Origin of the sequence: Maricaulis sp. W15 (genome assembly GCF_001924955.1) — a bacterium.
Classification (GTDB): domain Bacteria; phylum Pseudomonadota; class Alphaproteobacteria; order Caulobacterales; family Maricaulaceae; genus Maricaulis; species Maricaulis maris.
Window position 1 is genome coordinate 119,761 of the sequence record NZ_LQXG01000016.1, and the last position, 13,799, is coordinate 133,559.

General features: G+C 62.1%; 16 protein-coding genes. 4 read left to right on the forward strand and 12 right to left on the reverse strand.

Annotated elements, in window-relative coordinates; translation table 11 throughout:
- Positions 1-5: 5 nt before the first annotated feature.
- Positions 6-1,151, reverse strand: a complete 1,146-nt coding sequence (zapE, locus tag AWH62_RS08555; protein ID WP_075190060.1) for a cell division protein ZapE — start codon at positions 1,149-1,151, stop codon at positions 6-8.
- Positions 1,152-1,322: 171 nt separating this feature from the next.
- Here zapE and AWH62_RS08560 point away from each other — a divergent pair, with 171 nt between their 5' ends.
- Positions 1,323-1,781, forward strand: a complete 459-nt coding sequence (locus AWH62_RS08560; protein ID WP_158025592.1) for a nuclear transport factor 2 family protein — start codon at positions 1,323-1,325, stop codon at positions 1,779-1,781.
- Between the two features lie 17 nt (positions 1,782-1,798).
- On the opposite strand, the gene AWH62_RS08565 is transcribed toward AWH62_RS08560, so the two are convergent.
- Together AWH62_RS08565 and AWH62_RS08570 are read right to left on the reverse strand one after the other, a co-directional pair.
- Positions 1,799-2,224 carry a thioesterase family protein gene (locus AWH62_RS08565; RefSeq protein WP_075190062.1) on the reverse strand — a complete coding sequence of 142 codons (426 nt, stop codon included), beginning with the start codon at positions 2,222-2,224 and terminating at the stop codon, positions 1,799-1,801.
- Positions 2,221-3,363, reverse strand: a complete 1,143-nt coding sequence (locus AWH62_RS08570; RefSeq protein WP_075190063.1) for an iron-containing alcohol dehydrogenase — start codon at positions 3,361-3,363, stop codon at positions 2,221-2,223. Before AWH62_RS08570 ends, AWH62_RS08565 begins: the two co-directional genes overlap by 4 nt.
- 264 nt (positions 3,364-3,627) lie before the next feature.
- Between AWH62_RS08570 and AWH62_RS08575 the strand changes: the two genes are divergently transcribed.
- Positions 3,628-4,026, forward strand: coding sequence for a hypothetical protein (locus AWH62_RS08575; RefSeq protein ID WP_075190064.1), 399 nt, complete (start codon positions 3,628-3,630; stop codon positions 4,024-4,026).
- Between the two features lie 70 nt (positions 4,027-4,096).
- Here the strand turns inward: AWH62_RS08575 and AWH62_RS08580 are convergent, their stop codons facing one another.
- A complete protein-coding gene (locus AWH62_RS08580) occupies positions 4,097-5,596 on the reverse strand; it encodes a CoA-acylating methylmalonate-semialdehyde dehydrogenase (protein ID WP_075190065.1) in 1,500 nt (499 codons plus the stop codon).
- Positions 5,597-5,849: 253 nt separating this feature from the next.
- Here AWH62_RS08580 and AWH62_RS08585 point away from each other — a divergent pair, with 253 nt between their 5' ends.
- A complete protein-coding gene (locus tag AWH62_RS08585; protein WP_158025593.1) occupies positions 5,850-6,539 on the forward strand; it encodes a hypothetical protein in 690 nt (229 codons plus the stop codon).
- Positions 6,540-6,561: 22 nt separating this feature from the next.
- Here the strand turns inward: AWH62_RS08585 and AWH62_RS08590 are convergent, their stop codons facing one another.
- Both AWH62_RS08590 and AWH62_RS08595 read right to left on the reverse strand, forming a co-directional pair.
- Positions 6,562-6,894: a helix-turn-helix transcriptional regulator gene (locus tag AWH62_RS08590; protein WP_075190067.1), complete on the reverse strand. Its 333-nt coding sequence runs from the start codon at positions 6,892-6,894 to the stop codon at positions 6,562-6,564.
- A gap of 92 nt (positions 6,895-6,986) precedes the next feature.
- The gene (locus AWH62_RS08595) at positions 6,987-7,637 is read right to left on the reverse strand and encodes a hypothetical protein (RefSeq protein ID WP_075190068.1); all 651 of its coding nucleotides are present in this window, start codon (positions 7,635-7,637) and stop codon (positions 6,987-6,989) included.
- A 145-nt stretch (positions 7,638-7,782) separates the two neighbouring features.
- Between AWH62_RS08595 and AWH62_RS08600 the strand changes: the two genes are divergently transcribed.
- The gene (locus tag AWH62_RS08600) at positions 7,783-8,628 is read left to right on the forward strand and encodes a 1-acyl-sn-glycerol-3-phosphate acyltransferase (protein WP_075190069.1); all 846 of its coding nucleotides are present in this window, start codon (positions 7,783-7,785) and stop codon (positions 8,626-8,628) included.
- On the opposite strand, the gene AWH62_RS08605 is transcribed toward AWH62_RS08600, so the two are convergent.
- From AWH62_RS08605 to sdhC, 6 genes are all read right to left on the reverse strand, one after another.
- Positions 8,625-9,734, reverse strand: coding sequence for a VCBS repeat-containing protein (locus AWH62_RS08605; protein WP_158025594.1), 1,110 nt, complete (start codon positions 9,732-9,734; stop codon positions 8,625-8,627). The genes AWH62_RS08600 and AWH62_RS08605 overlap by 4 nt on opposite strands.
- A gap of 138 nt (positions 9,735-9,872) precedes the next feature.
- Positions 9,873-10,652 carry a succinate dehydrogenase iron-sulfur subunit gene (locus AWH62_RS08610; RefSeq protein WP_075190070.1) on the reverse strand — a complete coding sequence of 260 codons (780 nt, stop codon included), beginning with the start codon at positions 10,650-10,652 and terminating at the stop codon, positions 9,873-9,875.
- Positions 10,653-10,664: 12 nt separating this feature from the next.
- Positions 10,665-11,090 carry a DUF3052 domain-containing protein gene (locus AWH62_RS08615; RefSeq protein ID WP_075190071.1) on the reverse strand — a complete coding sequence of 142 codons (426 nt, stop codon included), beginning with the start codon at positions 11,088-11,090 and terminating at the stop codon, positions 10,665-10,667.
- A gap of 2 nt (positions 11,091-11,092) precedes the next feature.
- The gene (gene sdhA, locus AWH62_RS08620) at positions 11,093-12,880 is read right to left on the reverse strand and encodes a succinate dehydrogenase flavoprotein subunit (RefSeq protein WP_075190072.1); all 1,788 of its coding nucleotides are present in this window, start codon (positions 12,878-12,880) and stop codon (positions 11,093-11,095) included.
- A gap of 12 nt (positions 12,881-12,892) precedes the next feature.
- A complete protein-coding gene (gene sdhD / locus AWH62_RS08625; RefSeq protein WP_075190073.1) occupies positions 12,893-13,264 on the reverse strand; it encodes a succinate dehydrogenase, hydrophobic membrane anchor protein in 372 nt (123 codons plus the stop codon).
- Between the two features lies 1 nt (position 13,265).
- Complete coding sequence (gene sdhC / locus AWH62_RS08630) at positions 13,266-13,658, reverse strand: succinate dehydrogenase, cytochrome b556 subunit (RefSeq protein ID WP_075190074.1); 393 nt, start codon at positions 13,656-13,658, stop codon at positions 13,266-13,268.
- Positions 13,659-13,799 lie beyond the last annotated feature (141 nt).

Below are 13,799 nucleotides of genomic sequence, written 5' to 3' on the forward strand. Positions count from 1 at the left end.
CCTTTTTACGGTGCGGCGTCGCCCTCATCCTCACGGCGCTGGGCGGCGAGGTAGTCGTGCGTTCGCATTTCCATCAGGCGCGAGGCGGTTCGTTCGAACTCGAAGGCGCCATCACCGTCCGGATAGAGATCAACCGGCTCGGCATCGGCACTCATGACCAGCTTGGTGCGTGCCTCGTAGAGCGCGTCGATCAGTGTCACGAAGCGCTTGGCCTCATTGCGTTTGGCCGGCGATAACCGGGGTACGTATTCCAGCAGGACGGTGTGGAAACGGTCGGCCAGGGTAAGGTAATCGGCTGGCCCGAGCGGCTGAGCGCACAATTCGGAGAAGGTAAAGCGCGCCACGCCGGCGGCTTCGCGCTCGACGACAAGACTGCGCCCCTTCACATCGAGCACGCAATGCTGCGGCACGGCGCCGGAGGTCAGGCGTTCCCAGGCCTTGTTCATGGCCAGTTCCGCATCGGCCGAGAGCGGCGTGTAGTAGACCGGCGCGGCCTCCAGCTGGCGCAGGCGGAAGTCTGTCCCGCTATCGAGCTCCATGATGTCGAGCCGGTCCTTGAGTATCGCGATCACCGGCAGGAAACGCTGGCGGTTGAGGCCGTTCTTGTAGAGATCATCGGGATGGCGGTTCGACGTCGCCACCACCACGACACCGCGCTCGAAGAATTGCTCGAACAGCCGCCCCAGGATTGAGGCATCGGCGATATCGGTGACCTGGAATTCGTCGAATGCGAGCAAACGTGCCTTGGCAGCGAGAGCCTTGGCAACGGGCGGGATGGGGTCGTCCCCGGCACCGCGCACATATTCAGGCTGTTTGCGGCGCGCGTCCGGTGCCAGCTTGCGCCAGACGTTGATACGGGCATGCACATCCTGCATGAATTCATGAAAATGTGCCCGGCGCTTCGGGGCGACCGGCGCATTTTCGACGAACAAGTCCATCAGCATGGATTTGCCGCGGCCAACTCCACCCCACAGGTATAGACCCCGGGGCGCCGGTTCCCGCCTGCCAAAGATTGATTTGCGATCCGGCCGCCAGGCCGAGAGGCGCGCGGCCAGATCGGTCAACACCTCAGCAGCCCGCTCCTGTTCGGGATCGGGGCTGAGAAGACCAGCATCAACACGCTGGCGAAGAACGGAAAGCGGCGTCGTCATGCGCGACAGGCTTGGGGCCTGCGGGTGGTCAGGTCAATGGGTCGCCGCCGCTGCATGACTCCATCCCCACAGAAATGTGATGTCCAAACCGCAACCGCAGCCTGTCGTCGGGACCACATTGGGCTAGAAACAAGATTCTCGGGCGGGGGGCGTCACGAGGGAAAATCCGATATGAGATCCATTCTGCTTGCAATCGCTCTTGCGACGATGCCAGCGCTGGCCGCCGCCCAATCCGTTGATGACGGCTCGTCATTCGCGGAAACAGAGCACGAAATCCGCGCGGTAATCGCTGACTATTTCTGGGGTCGCCAAACGGGCAATCCGGAGCGGTTGGGACGTGCTTTCAATCTCGACAACGGCCAATTCGCCTATGTCCGCCGTACTAATGAGGGGGATGAGGTGATCGCCATGTCACTTGCCGACTTTGCCGCGCGGGCAGATGGCCCCCTATCCGCTCCCAACACCGGCCGCATTCTCAGCCTGGATATCGTCGGCGACCAGATGGCCTTTGTGAAATTCGAGCTCGCGGGCGAGTCACGCACTTTCATCGACTATTTCGTGCTGTACCGCGTCAATCAGCGTTGGATGATACAATCCAAGACGTCAGCCATGTTCCAGCCGACGCCCTGACGCCGCGAACCCGTCGGTCAACTTATCTCCGCCAGCGCCGCGCGCATTGTGTCCGGCAGCGGGACCGGCCGGCGGGTGTCACGGTCGACATAGACGTGCACGAAGCGCCCCTGGGCCGCGGGTTGATCCTCGCCTACCCTGAACAGGCCGATCTCGTAGCTGACCGAGGAATTGCCCAGACGTACCACGCGCAGGCCGGCCTCCACGGTTTCGGGATAGGCCAACGGCGCGAAGTAGTTGCATCCTGTCTCGACGACCAAGCCGATCACTTGACCGGCATGGATATCCAGCCCGCCCTCTTCGATCAGGAAACAGTTCACGGCCGTATCGAAGAAGCCGTAATAGGCGGCATTATTGATGTGGCCATAGATATCATTATCGGCCCAACGGGTCGGCAGGGCGCGAAAGCGCGGATAGTCGAGGCGGGCACGTTTTTCAATCACAGCACGGCCTCATAGCAGGCCTGGGCCGCCGCGAGCGTCATGGGGCGTGGATTGTTCTTCAACAGACGCTCGACCTTCATCGCGTCCTCCGCCAAGCGCGGCAAGTCATTGTGCGAAACGCCGACCTGGCTCAGACGCGTTTCGATGCCGACCACATCGGCGATTCGCTCCATCTCGGTGACCAGCGCATCGGTTGACGGCGCTGCAAGATCAAGATGGGCCGCGAGCTGTGCGTAGAGCGGCTCGGCGCTGGCGGCATTGTAGCGCAGGACCGGCGGCAGCATCAGCGAATTGGAAAGCCCGTGCGGCACATGGAAAATCCCGCCGAGCGGATAAGCAAGTGCGTGAACCGCGCCGACCGGCGCGTTGGCGAAGGCCTGACCGGTCAACAGCGCCCCCAGCAGCATGTCCTCACGCGCCTCGATGTCGCGGCCATCAAGGCAAGCACGTTCAATCGCGCCATGCAGTTTCTTCAGACCGGCCAAGGCCAACGCATCTGACACCGGATTTTTTTCGAGTGCCGAGGTATAGGCCTCAATCCCGTGCACCATGGCATCAATACCGGTCGCAGCGGTGACATGACGTGGCAGGCCGAGCGTCAGCTCGGCATCCAATACCGCCATATCCCCATAAAGAGCTGGATCATTGACGCCCATTTTCGACGTCTTGCCGACCGTGACAACCGAGATCGGCGTTACTTCTGATCCTGTGCCGGCGGTGGTTGGAATCAGGATGAGCGGCAGGCGAGACCCCGTCACCTGATTGACGCCATACATGTCGGAGAGTGGCTGGTCACTGCCAAGCAGGAGCGCGACGAGCTTGGCGGTATCCATTGACGAGCCGCCCCCAAAGCCGACGACCAGCTGCCCCCCAAACTCCCGGGCGCGTGCGGTTGCAGCCAGAACCATGTCTTCAGGCGGGTCCGCGACAACGTCGTCAATGACGAGCACCGACCGGCCGGCCGCTTCCAATCCTGCCAGCGCGCGGTCGATCAATCCGAACTGACGCACGCCCTTGTCGGTCAACAGTACAACGCGCTCGACACCGGCCATCAGCGATGCCGCGATCATCTCGAGTTTCCCGGCGCTGCCGCGACCGGCGTGAATGTGAGGAATGGTGCGGAACTGGAATGTGGCCATTTTGGACTCTCAACGCCGGATTACAGTTAACGGTATGTTTTCCATGTCCTATCGGGCCGGACTTGGCAAGGGGGCGGCTAATCGCAGTTTGACGCTCATTTTCTACGCATTTGAATTAGTTGAAGACCCTTGGTTAATTTTCGAAACACCTTGTGTTTACACGCGGTTTCGGACGCGCTGCTCATTTTGAAATACTGGCGAACAGCGTTCGAAAAACCTAGTTTGTGTGACAGCAACAAGAACAAGACTGTGTAGGTATTGAGTATGACGGTACGGGTGGACCTTATCGACGGCGGAGCCGTTGTCGAAATACGGGCCAGTGGCCAGGCGACACGCCGTGAGGCGGGCTGGGCGACCGAACGGGCGCGCGAATTGTGTCAGCGTCGCGAGGTCACGGCAATTCTCGCGGACTGCAGCGACGCCGAGCAACAGAACTCGCCGCGGCTGTCAGCGGAAATCATCGAAAATTTCCTGTTTGCGCTGGACCGGCCAATTCCAACAGCCTACATCGTCCCGCATGTCTGGGACGAATCCTACCGCGGTGCCGTCCACGGCGAGATCATCGAACTCCCTGCGCATGCACGCTTTTTCACCGATCGTGACAGTGCAGTCGACTGGCTGGCCTCGCGACCCAAAGCGCCGGCGGCGCTGAGCCAGCCCTGACGACACCAAAGAACGGCCTCACAGGTTTCCTGCGAGGCCGTTTTTCATCTCGGTCGCCGAGGCAGTTCGGCTAGTTCATAGTCGGGATGACGAAGGCCTGGTCGCCAATGTCACCCGTCGGCCAGCGCTGCGTCACCGTCTTGATCTTGGTGAAGAAACGGATGCCGTCAGTGCCGTACTGGTTGGTGTCGGTAAAGGCCGAACGTTTCCAGCCACCAAAGGAATGGTACGCCACCGGCACCGGGATTGGCACATTGATGCCGACCATGCCGACCTGGACTTTCGAGGCAAATTCACGCGCCGCCAGACCGTTTCGGGTGAAGATGGCGACGCCGTTGCCATATTGGTGTTCGGACGGCAGGTGCGCGGCTTCGTCGAGACTGTCGGCACGCACGACCTGTAGCACCGGGCCGAAGATCTCTTCCTGGTATGACGACATTGACGGCTTCACATTGTCGAACAGGCTGGGCCCGATAAAGAAGCCCTTTTCATGCCCCTGCAGCGCAAAACCGCGTCCATCGAGCAGAAGGTCGGCGCCTTCATCGACACCGGTTTGAATCCATTTTTCGATCGCGGCGCGATGGGCCGCCGAAACCACGGGGCCGTAGTGAGCGTCGCTATCAGTCGACACGCCGACACGAAGCTTGGCCGCCTCTTCCTTGATCCGGGCCACGAACTCATCGGCCGTATCCTTGCCGACCGGCACCGCAACCGGCAGCGCCATGCAGCGTTCACCGGCGGACCCAAAAGCTGCACCAAGAAAATCAGTCACGACCTGATCCATGTCGGCATCGGGCATGATAATGCCGTGGTTCTTGGCGCCACCCATGGCCTGGAAGCGCTTGCCTTCACGGGCACATGTCTGGGCGATGTAGTGGGCGATATTGGACGATCCGACAAAGGACACCGCCTTGATATCGTCATTGTGGAGCAGCGCGTCGACCGCTGTCTTGTCGCCATGCACCACTTGCAGCACACCTTCCGGCAGACCCGCTTCGATCATCAACTCGGCAAGCCGGACCGGGACTGACGGATCCTTTTCCGACGGTTTGAGGATCATCGCATTACCGGTCGCCAGCGCCATGCCCATGAACCACATCGGAATCATCGCCGGGAAGTTGAACGGCGAAATACCGGCGACGACGCCGAGCGGCTGGCGCATCGAATAGACGTCAATGCCGGTACCGGCGCTCTCGGTATACTCACCCTTGAGCAGATGCGGCGCGCCGCAGGCGAATTCAACCACTTCCAGGCCGCGGATCAGATCGCCCTTGGCGTCGGCAATGACCTTGCCATGCTCAGACGACAGAAGCTCAGCAAGACTGTCCATCTCCGCTTCGACCAACGCCTTGTAGGTCATCAACACGCGCGCCCGGCGCTGCGGGTTCGTTGCTGCCCACTTGATCTGGGCGGCCTTGGCGTCCTCAACGGCCTTTGCGACCTCGTCCACCGTCGCAAACTGGACGCGAGCCTGCACCTCACCAGTGTTGGGATTGTAAACGTCACCGAACTGACCGGACACGCCGACCGCAGCCTTGCCGTTGATGAAATGGTGGATTTCGCGTGTCATCGCTACGCTCCCGGAAAACTCGTGTGGACCCGGTCCTCACCGGAACCGGTTGCTGGCGCTGACTTAGTATGCCCACCCGCTGATGTCGAGCCGGGCGGCAGCGGGTCGCGCGGGCCCGGGCGCGCCGGAAGTGCTCCCGATGAAGCGATTGGGCGGACCCGTTCCAAGCACCTCGTCGTCACAAACCGCAAACACGCGACGGAATTCCCGGCCGACACCGTGTAACCGAAACACCAAAATGAAAGTGGATGCCATGTACCGAGCGTTTTCCGGGTTTGCCGCCCTCTTTTTCCTGGCCGGATGCGCAAGCGGGCCGAGCGGTGAGGATCAAAGGCCGCCTTCCGGTTTCAACGGCGCCGCCCGCTTGGTCGACCAAGGGCGCTACGGCGACGCCCTCCCGATCCTGCGCTGCATTGCCAAACAAGGCGAAGGGTTCGAAATTGCGCAATACTTGGCTGGCCATAGCGCGCTTGCCCTGTCCCATGACGACACCACGCCCGCCATTCTCCGCGACGAAATGCGCGTTGAGGGTTTTGACCGACTGCTGGCCGCCGGCAATGCCGGCTGGCCTGCCGCCCAAGCTGAACTCGCAGAAGCCTTCGCAGCCATCGGAACAACCGAAGCGCTGGTCGAGGCGGCGTACTGGGCCAGCATTTATCGCAGCAATCTGCGCGAGCGCACCTATGGGCTGGATCGCCTCGACGCCACCGTAGAAGCCGACATTGTGGCGCAGCTGGACGCGGACGGGCTGGCGGCGGCGCGCGGGCGATCAGGCGAATTTGCGATCACGCCCCTGCCGCGCGAAACAATGACCCCGGAATGCGCTCCGCATGTGCGGTCAGGTCGCAACAACGCCTCCGACGGCGGGCAACGTCGAGGCCGACGCGGCGGTGGCAATCGTCCGCAAGGTGGCGGTCGGGCGGGCGGGCCTGGCGGCTTGTGAGGGCAGGTGAAGGCGCGTGAGATCAGGACGCTTGGGCGAGCGCGTCATCATCCTTCCCGATCAGATCGGGACGATTATGACAGCAATCTTCAACCAGGAAATTGACCAATTCCCGCGTACCATCCGGGTTCAGCGAATAGAGCATGTAGCGGGACCGGCGTTCGGCCTTGATCAAGCCGGCGCGCTCCAGCGCCTGCAGATGACCGGTCATGGTCGACGGTGGAATGTCGAAACCCTGGGCCAGTTCACCAGCCGAGACTCGCTCGGGCGCTTGGTCGCACAGTTGACGAAACAGGGCGAGACGCACGGGGTGCGCAAGAGCGGCGAAGCCAGCGAGAGCATTGCGAGCGGTCATGCTTCCGGGTTACGGACGAAGCATGACCGCTCAATACAAGTTCGGTGAAAGTTTTGCGACAGTCCGTCCGGTCGGCAACCGATCCGGCCCGATCAGGCGAGCTTGTGGCGGGTCGGGAAGACGCGGTCCATGAGCCGGCTGACCAGCCCGTAGCGCACACCGCGCGGGCGCCGCGCCGGATCACTTACCCGCGCCAATCCAGCCAAGGCCGTCGTGTCGCTGACATCCCCGACCTTGCGGAAAATCGCCGCCTCACCACCGATCTTGCTTTCAAGCACCCAACTGGGGTCATGCTCGAGCGCGTCGGCCAAGCGGGCGCAGGCACCGTGATCAGCTCCAAGCAGGACCAGAATACCGCCATCGCGCAGCCGGCCGGACACATGGCGCCAATTGGCGGCCATCGCCGGAAACCCGGTTTCCGCGCCGAACAGCGCGAGGTCGAACGGCTCGTCAGCCGCGCCGGGCCGGGCCGCAGGGCCACCACTCAAGGCGTCGGTCGGGATTGCGCGACGGTCACAAGCTGCCTGCAGGGCCTCGATTGCCCCCATGGGCGCCACCACCTGGTGATGGGCGCCGCGTTTGAGGCAAACCGCACCGAGATCGCCGCCCCCGATCTGAATGGTCCGCTGCCCCGGCGCGACAACCGTGGCAAGATAGTCAGCGACGAGATCGTCCTGGATACGGGCGCGCTTTGCAGGAAGGCGGCGGACTTCGCCGGCAGGCAGTGTCTCGGTCATCGTCATGGCGTGTTCCAATCGTGAACAAGGCGTTAACGTCTGACCGGGCCGTCGCAAGCCGCGGGCCAACTCGTAAATCTTCCGGTAACCCTGTTGGCCGCCAGGATGGAAACCGATTGCTTCGCCACCGCTCCGGGAGTTTCCTGCGGCCATGACAGAACCCGATTCTCCGCCAGCAGCAGCGGGGCCCCATATTGTCGATGAGTTGATCGAGGATCGTGCGCCGCGCCTCATCCACACGCCGCTCTGGCCACTGATCAAAACCATCGCCTACCCGATGCTGGGCTACCGACGTGCCGTAGCGATGGCGAACGCGATCGCCGACCTGTCGGGCCATGACTGTTTTGAATGGGCGTCAGACTATCTGCGCCTGCACACGCAGTGTGACGGCCTCGACCATGTTCCCGAATCCGGCCCCTGCGTGATCGTGGCCAATCATCCCGGCGGAATCGCCGACGGGATTGCACTGTGGGACAGCCTCAAGGCCCGCAGGCCGGACCTGCTCTACTTCGCGAATCGCGATGCCCTCAAGGTTTGCCCCGGCTTGGAGGAACGGATCATCCCGGTGGAATGGCGCGACCAGCACCGCAACCGCAATCAGAGCCGCGAAGTCCTGCGCCGCGCCATCGATGCCTTCAGGGCCGGCCAGTGCATTGTCCTGTTTCCGTCAGGTCGGATGTCGGAGTGGAGCTGGAAGCATTGGGGTTTGCGCGAAAAGCCCTGGCAGCCAACCGCGATCAGCCTGGCTCGAAAGTTCGACGCGCCGGTCATCCCCCTGGCCGTACGTCAGCGCATGCCCTTCCTCTATTACGCGCTCGCCCAGATCAATGAGGAGCTGAAGGACATGACGATCTTCCACGGCCTGATGGGCAAGGCCGGCGCTCGCTACCATCTCGCCTACGGACGGCCAATGCTTGTCGGCAAGGACGACGGCAGCGACGCCCATGTGACGGACATGTTCCGCGACATCTGCGAACGCATGGCCTGGGGGCGCTAGTCCGGATCGATCCGGTTGATCAGCGTGTAGTTCGAGCCTTCCGAGATGGCGTAGACGATATCGGGCCGGCCATCCCCATTCATATCGCCGACCGAGAGATTGTAGGTGTCAGAGGGGTCGTCACCGACCTCAAGCGCCTCGAACCCGTCCGGTGTCCCGAAATAGACCCGGTTGCGGACGCCGGCATTGGCAATAGCGATGTCAGTGCGGCCGTCCTGATTGAAATCACCAAGGGCGAGGCCAAATACGACATCAGTATCCGCCCCGAAACGTTCGATCTGGGTGAACCCGCCGGCGCCGTCATTCACAAAGATTACGCTTTGCGCTTCCATGCCGCCCGCGATGATATCGGGATGCCCGTCGCCTGTGACATCGCCAATCTCGACTGCCCGAATTTCCATTGCCAACTCACCTCCTAGCAAGTCGGGTACGGCAAAGCCACCTTCGGCCAAACCGCGATAAAGGACCACGCCTTCGCCACCGCGATTGGAAAAGACAAGATCGGAGCGACCGTCTGCATCGAGGTCATCGATTGCGACCTGAATGGTCTGCCACGCGCCCGGCAGTTCAATATCAGGACCGAACGCTCCGTGGCCGTCATTGAGGAAGTAGCGATTGGTTTCACCGCGCTGGACCAGGACAAGATCCTGGTCGCCATCGGCATCAAGGTCAGCAGCCGCGATACTTCTCGCCTGGGCGACCGGGCCAAGGTCTCGCCCACCGTCAAAATTGGCTCGACCGTCATTGAACAGGAGCAGGACGGGCAACAGGTCGCGCGCGACAGCCGCATCAAGGTCGCCATCACCATCGAAGTCCGCAAGCGCCGCCTCATAGCCGGTCGCTCGATCAGACCCGGCGTCGTGAGCTGAGCGGAACAAGCCCATCCCGTTGTTGAGGAACACTTCGTCCTGCTGGATCCAGTGTCGGCCATTGACCGCAAACCCATCCAGATCGCCGTCGCCATCGAGATCACCGAGATTGACCGATGCGGTCAGCGCGGTTTCCTCACCGAAGAAATTATAGGGGTGCAACCAGAAGGGAGCCTGCGCGTGCGTAACTGCCGTGAACCCGCAAACAAGACCTATAGCGATGGCGAAATATTTCATGGCTTGCCCCCCAATGGGCGCCAAGCTAGCGCCCGCAGCCATGGTGCGCCAGTTACGCTTTTGTTGGATCGGCCCCCAACGAAAAGCCCCGCCTGTTCAGAAGACGGGGCTTGATCGAATTCGGCAATTGCGGGCCGGTCAGCCTTCGCGTTCGACCATCATCTGCTTGATCTCGCCGATCGCTTCCGCCGGGTTCAGGCCCTTCGGGCAGACCTGGGCGCAATTCATGATGGTGTGGCAGCGATAGAGCTTGAAGGGGTCATTGAGCTCGTCGAGACGCTCGCCCGTGGCTTCGTCGCGGCTGTCGGCGAGCCAGCGATAGGCCTGCAGCAGGGCCGCCGGGCCCATGTATTTGTCGCCATTCCACCAATAGGACGGGCAGGCCGTGGAGCAGGAGGCGCACATGATGCACTCATAGAGCCCGTCCAGCTTTTCGCGCTGCTCGGGGCTTTGTTTCCACTCTTTCTCGGGTGCCGGCGTATCGGTCTTGAGGTAGGGCTTCACCGCCGCGTGCTGGGCGTAGAATTGCGTCAGATCCGGGACCAGATCGCGGACGACCGGCTGGTGCGGCAGCGGCGAGATGGTGATCTCGCCCTTGTACTCGTCGATGCCGGAGGTGCAGGCGATCGTGTTCCGCCCACCGATATTCATCGAACAGGAGCCGCACACGCCTTCACGGCAGGAGCGGCGGAAGGCCAGCGAGGCGTCGACATTATTCTTGATCCACAGCAGGGCATCGAGAACCATTGGCCCGCAATCATCCATGTCCACCTTGTAGGTGTCCCAGCTCGGATTCTGGTCGGTTTCCGGATTATAGCGATAGACCTTGAAGGTGCGCGTATTCTTCGCCCCGTCCGGTGTCGGATGGGTCTTGCCCTTTTTCGGGGCGGAACCTTTGGGGAGTGTCAGCTGAACCATTTGGGTCCTCGTTCAGTTCACGACGCGCTTGGCGCGCGGGATCATCAGTTTCAGGCCGGACCAGATGTCGTCAACGGCACACACTTTCACATCGACCAGGTCAATGGGCAGGGCGACGTCGCGGATCACGTCCTCCGTCATGTCGGTTTCGACTTTCGACGCCTTCTTGGGCCAGGAGACCCAGATCATGCCGTCTTGCCGGATGGATGAGCGCAGGCGCGGCAGATCGGTCTCGAACGTGGCGCGCACCTTGGTGAAGTAATGCACATAGTCGAGCTCATCGCCCGCCGCGGCCGTCGCCTGCTCACGGTCAAACACCGCCGCCACGCGCAGATCGTCATGCGCCTCGGGCAGATTCAGGAATGCCACCGCCTGCCCGTCCTTGAGGCCGAGCTTCTTTGGCAGGGGCGTGCCTGAATATCCGGCGGTTTGCGCCATGCCTAGTAAACCCGCGCCTTCGGCTTGATATACTCGATATCGTTGGACATCGTGTAGGTGTGAACCGGACGGTAGTCGATCTTCACATTGCCGGCCTCGTCGCACCAGGCCAGCGTGTGCTTCATCCACTTCTCGTCATCGCGATCGGAGAAATCCTCGCGGGCATGGGCGCCGCGGCTTTCCTCGCGATTGGCCGCACCGTTCACGGTCACCGCGGCCTGGGACAGGAGATTGTCCAGCTCGAGGGTTTCCATGAGATCGGTATTCCACACCATGGTGCGATCGGTCACGCCGATATCCGGCATTCCGGTGTAGACATTCTTGATCGCCTCAACGCCCTCGGCGAGAACCTCGCCGGTGCGGAAGACGGCGCAGTTGTTCTGCATCGAGCGCTGCATTTCCAGCCGCAGCTTGGCGGTCGGCGTGCCACCAGCGGCATTGCGATACTTGTCGAGACGATCGAGCGAAAGCTGTCCGTCAGCGGCCTTCACTTCCGGCTGGCTCGCACCGGCCTTGGTCGTCTCACCCAGACGCAGGCCGGCGGCGCGACCGAAGACGACAAGGTCAATCAGCGAGTTGGATCCGAGGCGGTTGGCGCCATGCACCGACACGCATGCCGCCTCGCCGACAGCCATCAGGCCCGGCACGACCGTATCGGCATCGCCGCCGACCTTGGTCAGGACTTCGCCGTGATAATTGGTCGGGATGCCGCCCATATTGTAGTGGACCGTCGGCAGGACCGGGATCGGCTCCTTGGTCACGTCCACACCGGCAAAGACGCGGGCGCTTTCAGAAATGCCCGGCAGACGCTCGCCCAGAATGTCCGGATCGAGATGGTCGAGATGGAGGTGGATATGGTCGCCATTGGCGCCGACACCGCGGCCCTCGCGGATTTCCATCGTCATCGAGCGTGAGACGACATCGCGAGAAGCGAGGTCTTTCGCCGATGGGGCGTAGCGCTCCATGAAGCGTTCGCCATTGGAATTGGTCAGATAACCGCCTTCACCGCGGGCACCCTCTGTGATCAGGCAGCCGGCGCCATAAATGCCGGTCGGATGGAATTGCACGAATTCCATGTCCTGGAGCGGCAGGCCTGCCCGCAGCACCATGGCATTGCCGTCACCGGTACAGGTGTGGGCCGAAGTGGCGGAGAAATAGGCGCGGCCATAGCCGCCCGTTGCCAGGACCACGGTCTGGGCACGGAAACGGTGCAGCGTACCGTCATCCAGCTTCCAGGCGGTGATGCCGCGGCAGACACCGTCATCATCCATGATCAGGTCGAGCGCGAAATACTCGATGAAGAATTCGGTCTCATTGCGCACGGACTGACCGTAAAGCGTGTGCAGGATGGCGTGGCCGGTCCGGTCGGCAGCGGCGCAGGTGCGCTGGACAGGACCTTCGCCGTAATTCTTGGTCATGCCGCCGAAGGCGCGCTGGTAGATCTTGCCATCCTCGGTGCGCGAGAAGGGCACGCCCCAATGTTCCAGCTCATAAACCGCAGCCGGCGCCTCGCGGCACAGGTATTCGATGGCGTCCTGATCGCCCAGCCAGTCCGACCCCTTGACGGTGTCATACATGTGCCAGCGCCAGTCATCCTCGCCCATATTGCCGAGCGAGGCGGAAATCCCGCCCTGGGCCGCAACCGTGTGCGAGCGGGTCGGGAAAACCTTGGTGATGCAGGCGGTCTTCAGACCGGCCTGGGAAGCGCCCAGAGCAGCGCGAAGGCCTGAGCCCCCGGCGCCGACGACGACCACGTCATAGGTGTGATCGATCCAATTGTATTCGGCCATGTCGTGCGTCCGTTAAAGCGCGAGTTTGAGCAGGGCAAAGGCTGTCACCAGCCACAGCCCCAGCGTCAGGAAAGTATTGCCCAGCATCAAAAGCGTCTTGGTGCTGTGCTTGTGGACATAGTCCTCAATGATCACCTGCATGCCGAAACGCATGTGCGACAGACCGGCGGTCAGGGTGAGCAGTGTGATGATGGCGCCGGCGGGGCTGGCGAAAAATTCGGTCGCGTTCGCCGGGGCGCCGGACTTGGCCAGCATCCAGACGAAGATCGGCGCCAGGAAGAAGAGTGCAACGGAAGTGACCCGGTGGGCGATCCAGTGGCTGGTGCCGTGACCGGAAGCTCCGAGGCCGCGAACCTTGGCGGTCGGGGTGCGGTAATCACTCATCTCAAATCCCCAGATCGAGCCAGATCAGCGCGGTCGGGATGACGGCACCGAAAATGATCAGGATGGATCGCAGGTTCGAACCCTTGGGATCATAACCCTTGCCCGCATCCCACAAGAGATGGCGCAGCCCGTTGAGCCAGTGATAGCTGACCGAATAGGTCAGGGCGATCAGGCCGAAGCGGGTAACCCAGGCCATCCAGCCCTCGAACAGGAAGGCGACGGAGCCCTCGGCTTCGAAGGCCATGAGTATGACCCAGACGCTGATCGCGACCGCGCCGATATAATTCGCCACTCCGGTGACGCGATGAAGAATGGACGACGCCATCGTCGCGTGCCAGCGCCACACTTGCAGGTGCGGCGACATCGGACGCGGATCAGACCAGTCGGAAGACATGAGGCAGCCCTTCGCTATTTTGCCCGGCACTCTTGCGTCGGGAACCCGCGCGGCAGCCCCGCCGACGCGGAAAGTCGGTGTCGGTGCAGCACAATAGGCCTGAAGTTGTCAGGGTCAACGCGCCGCGAAGCGCACCGCTGA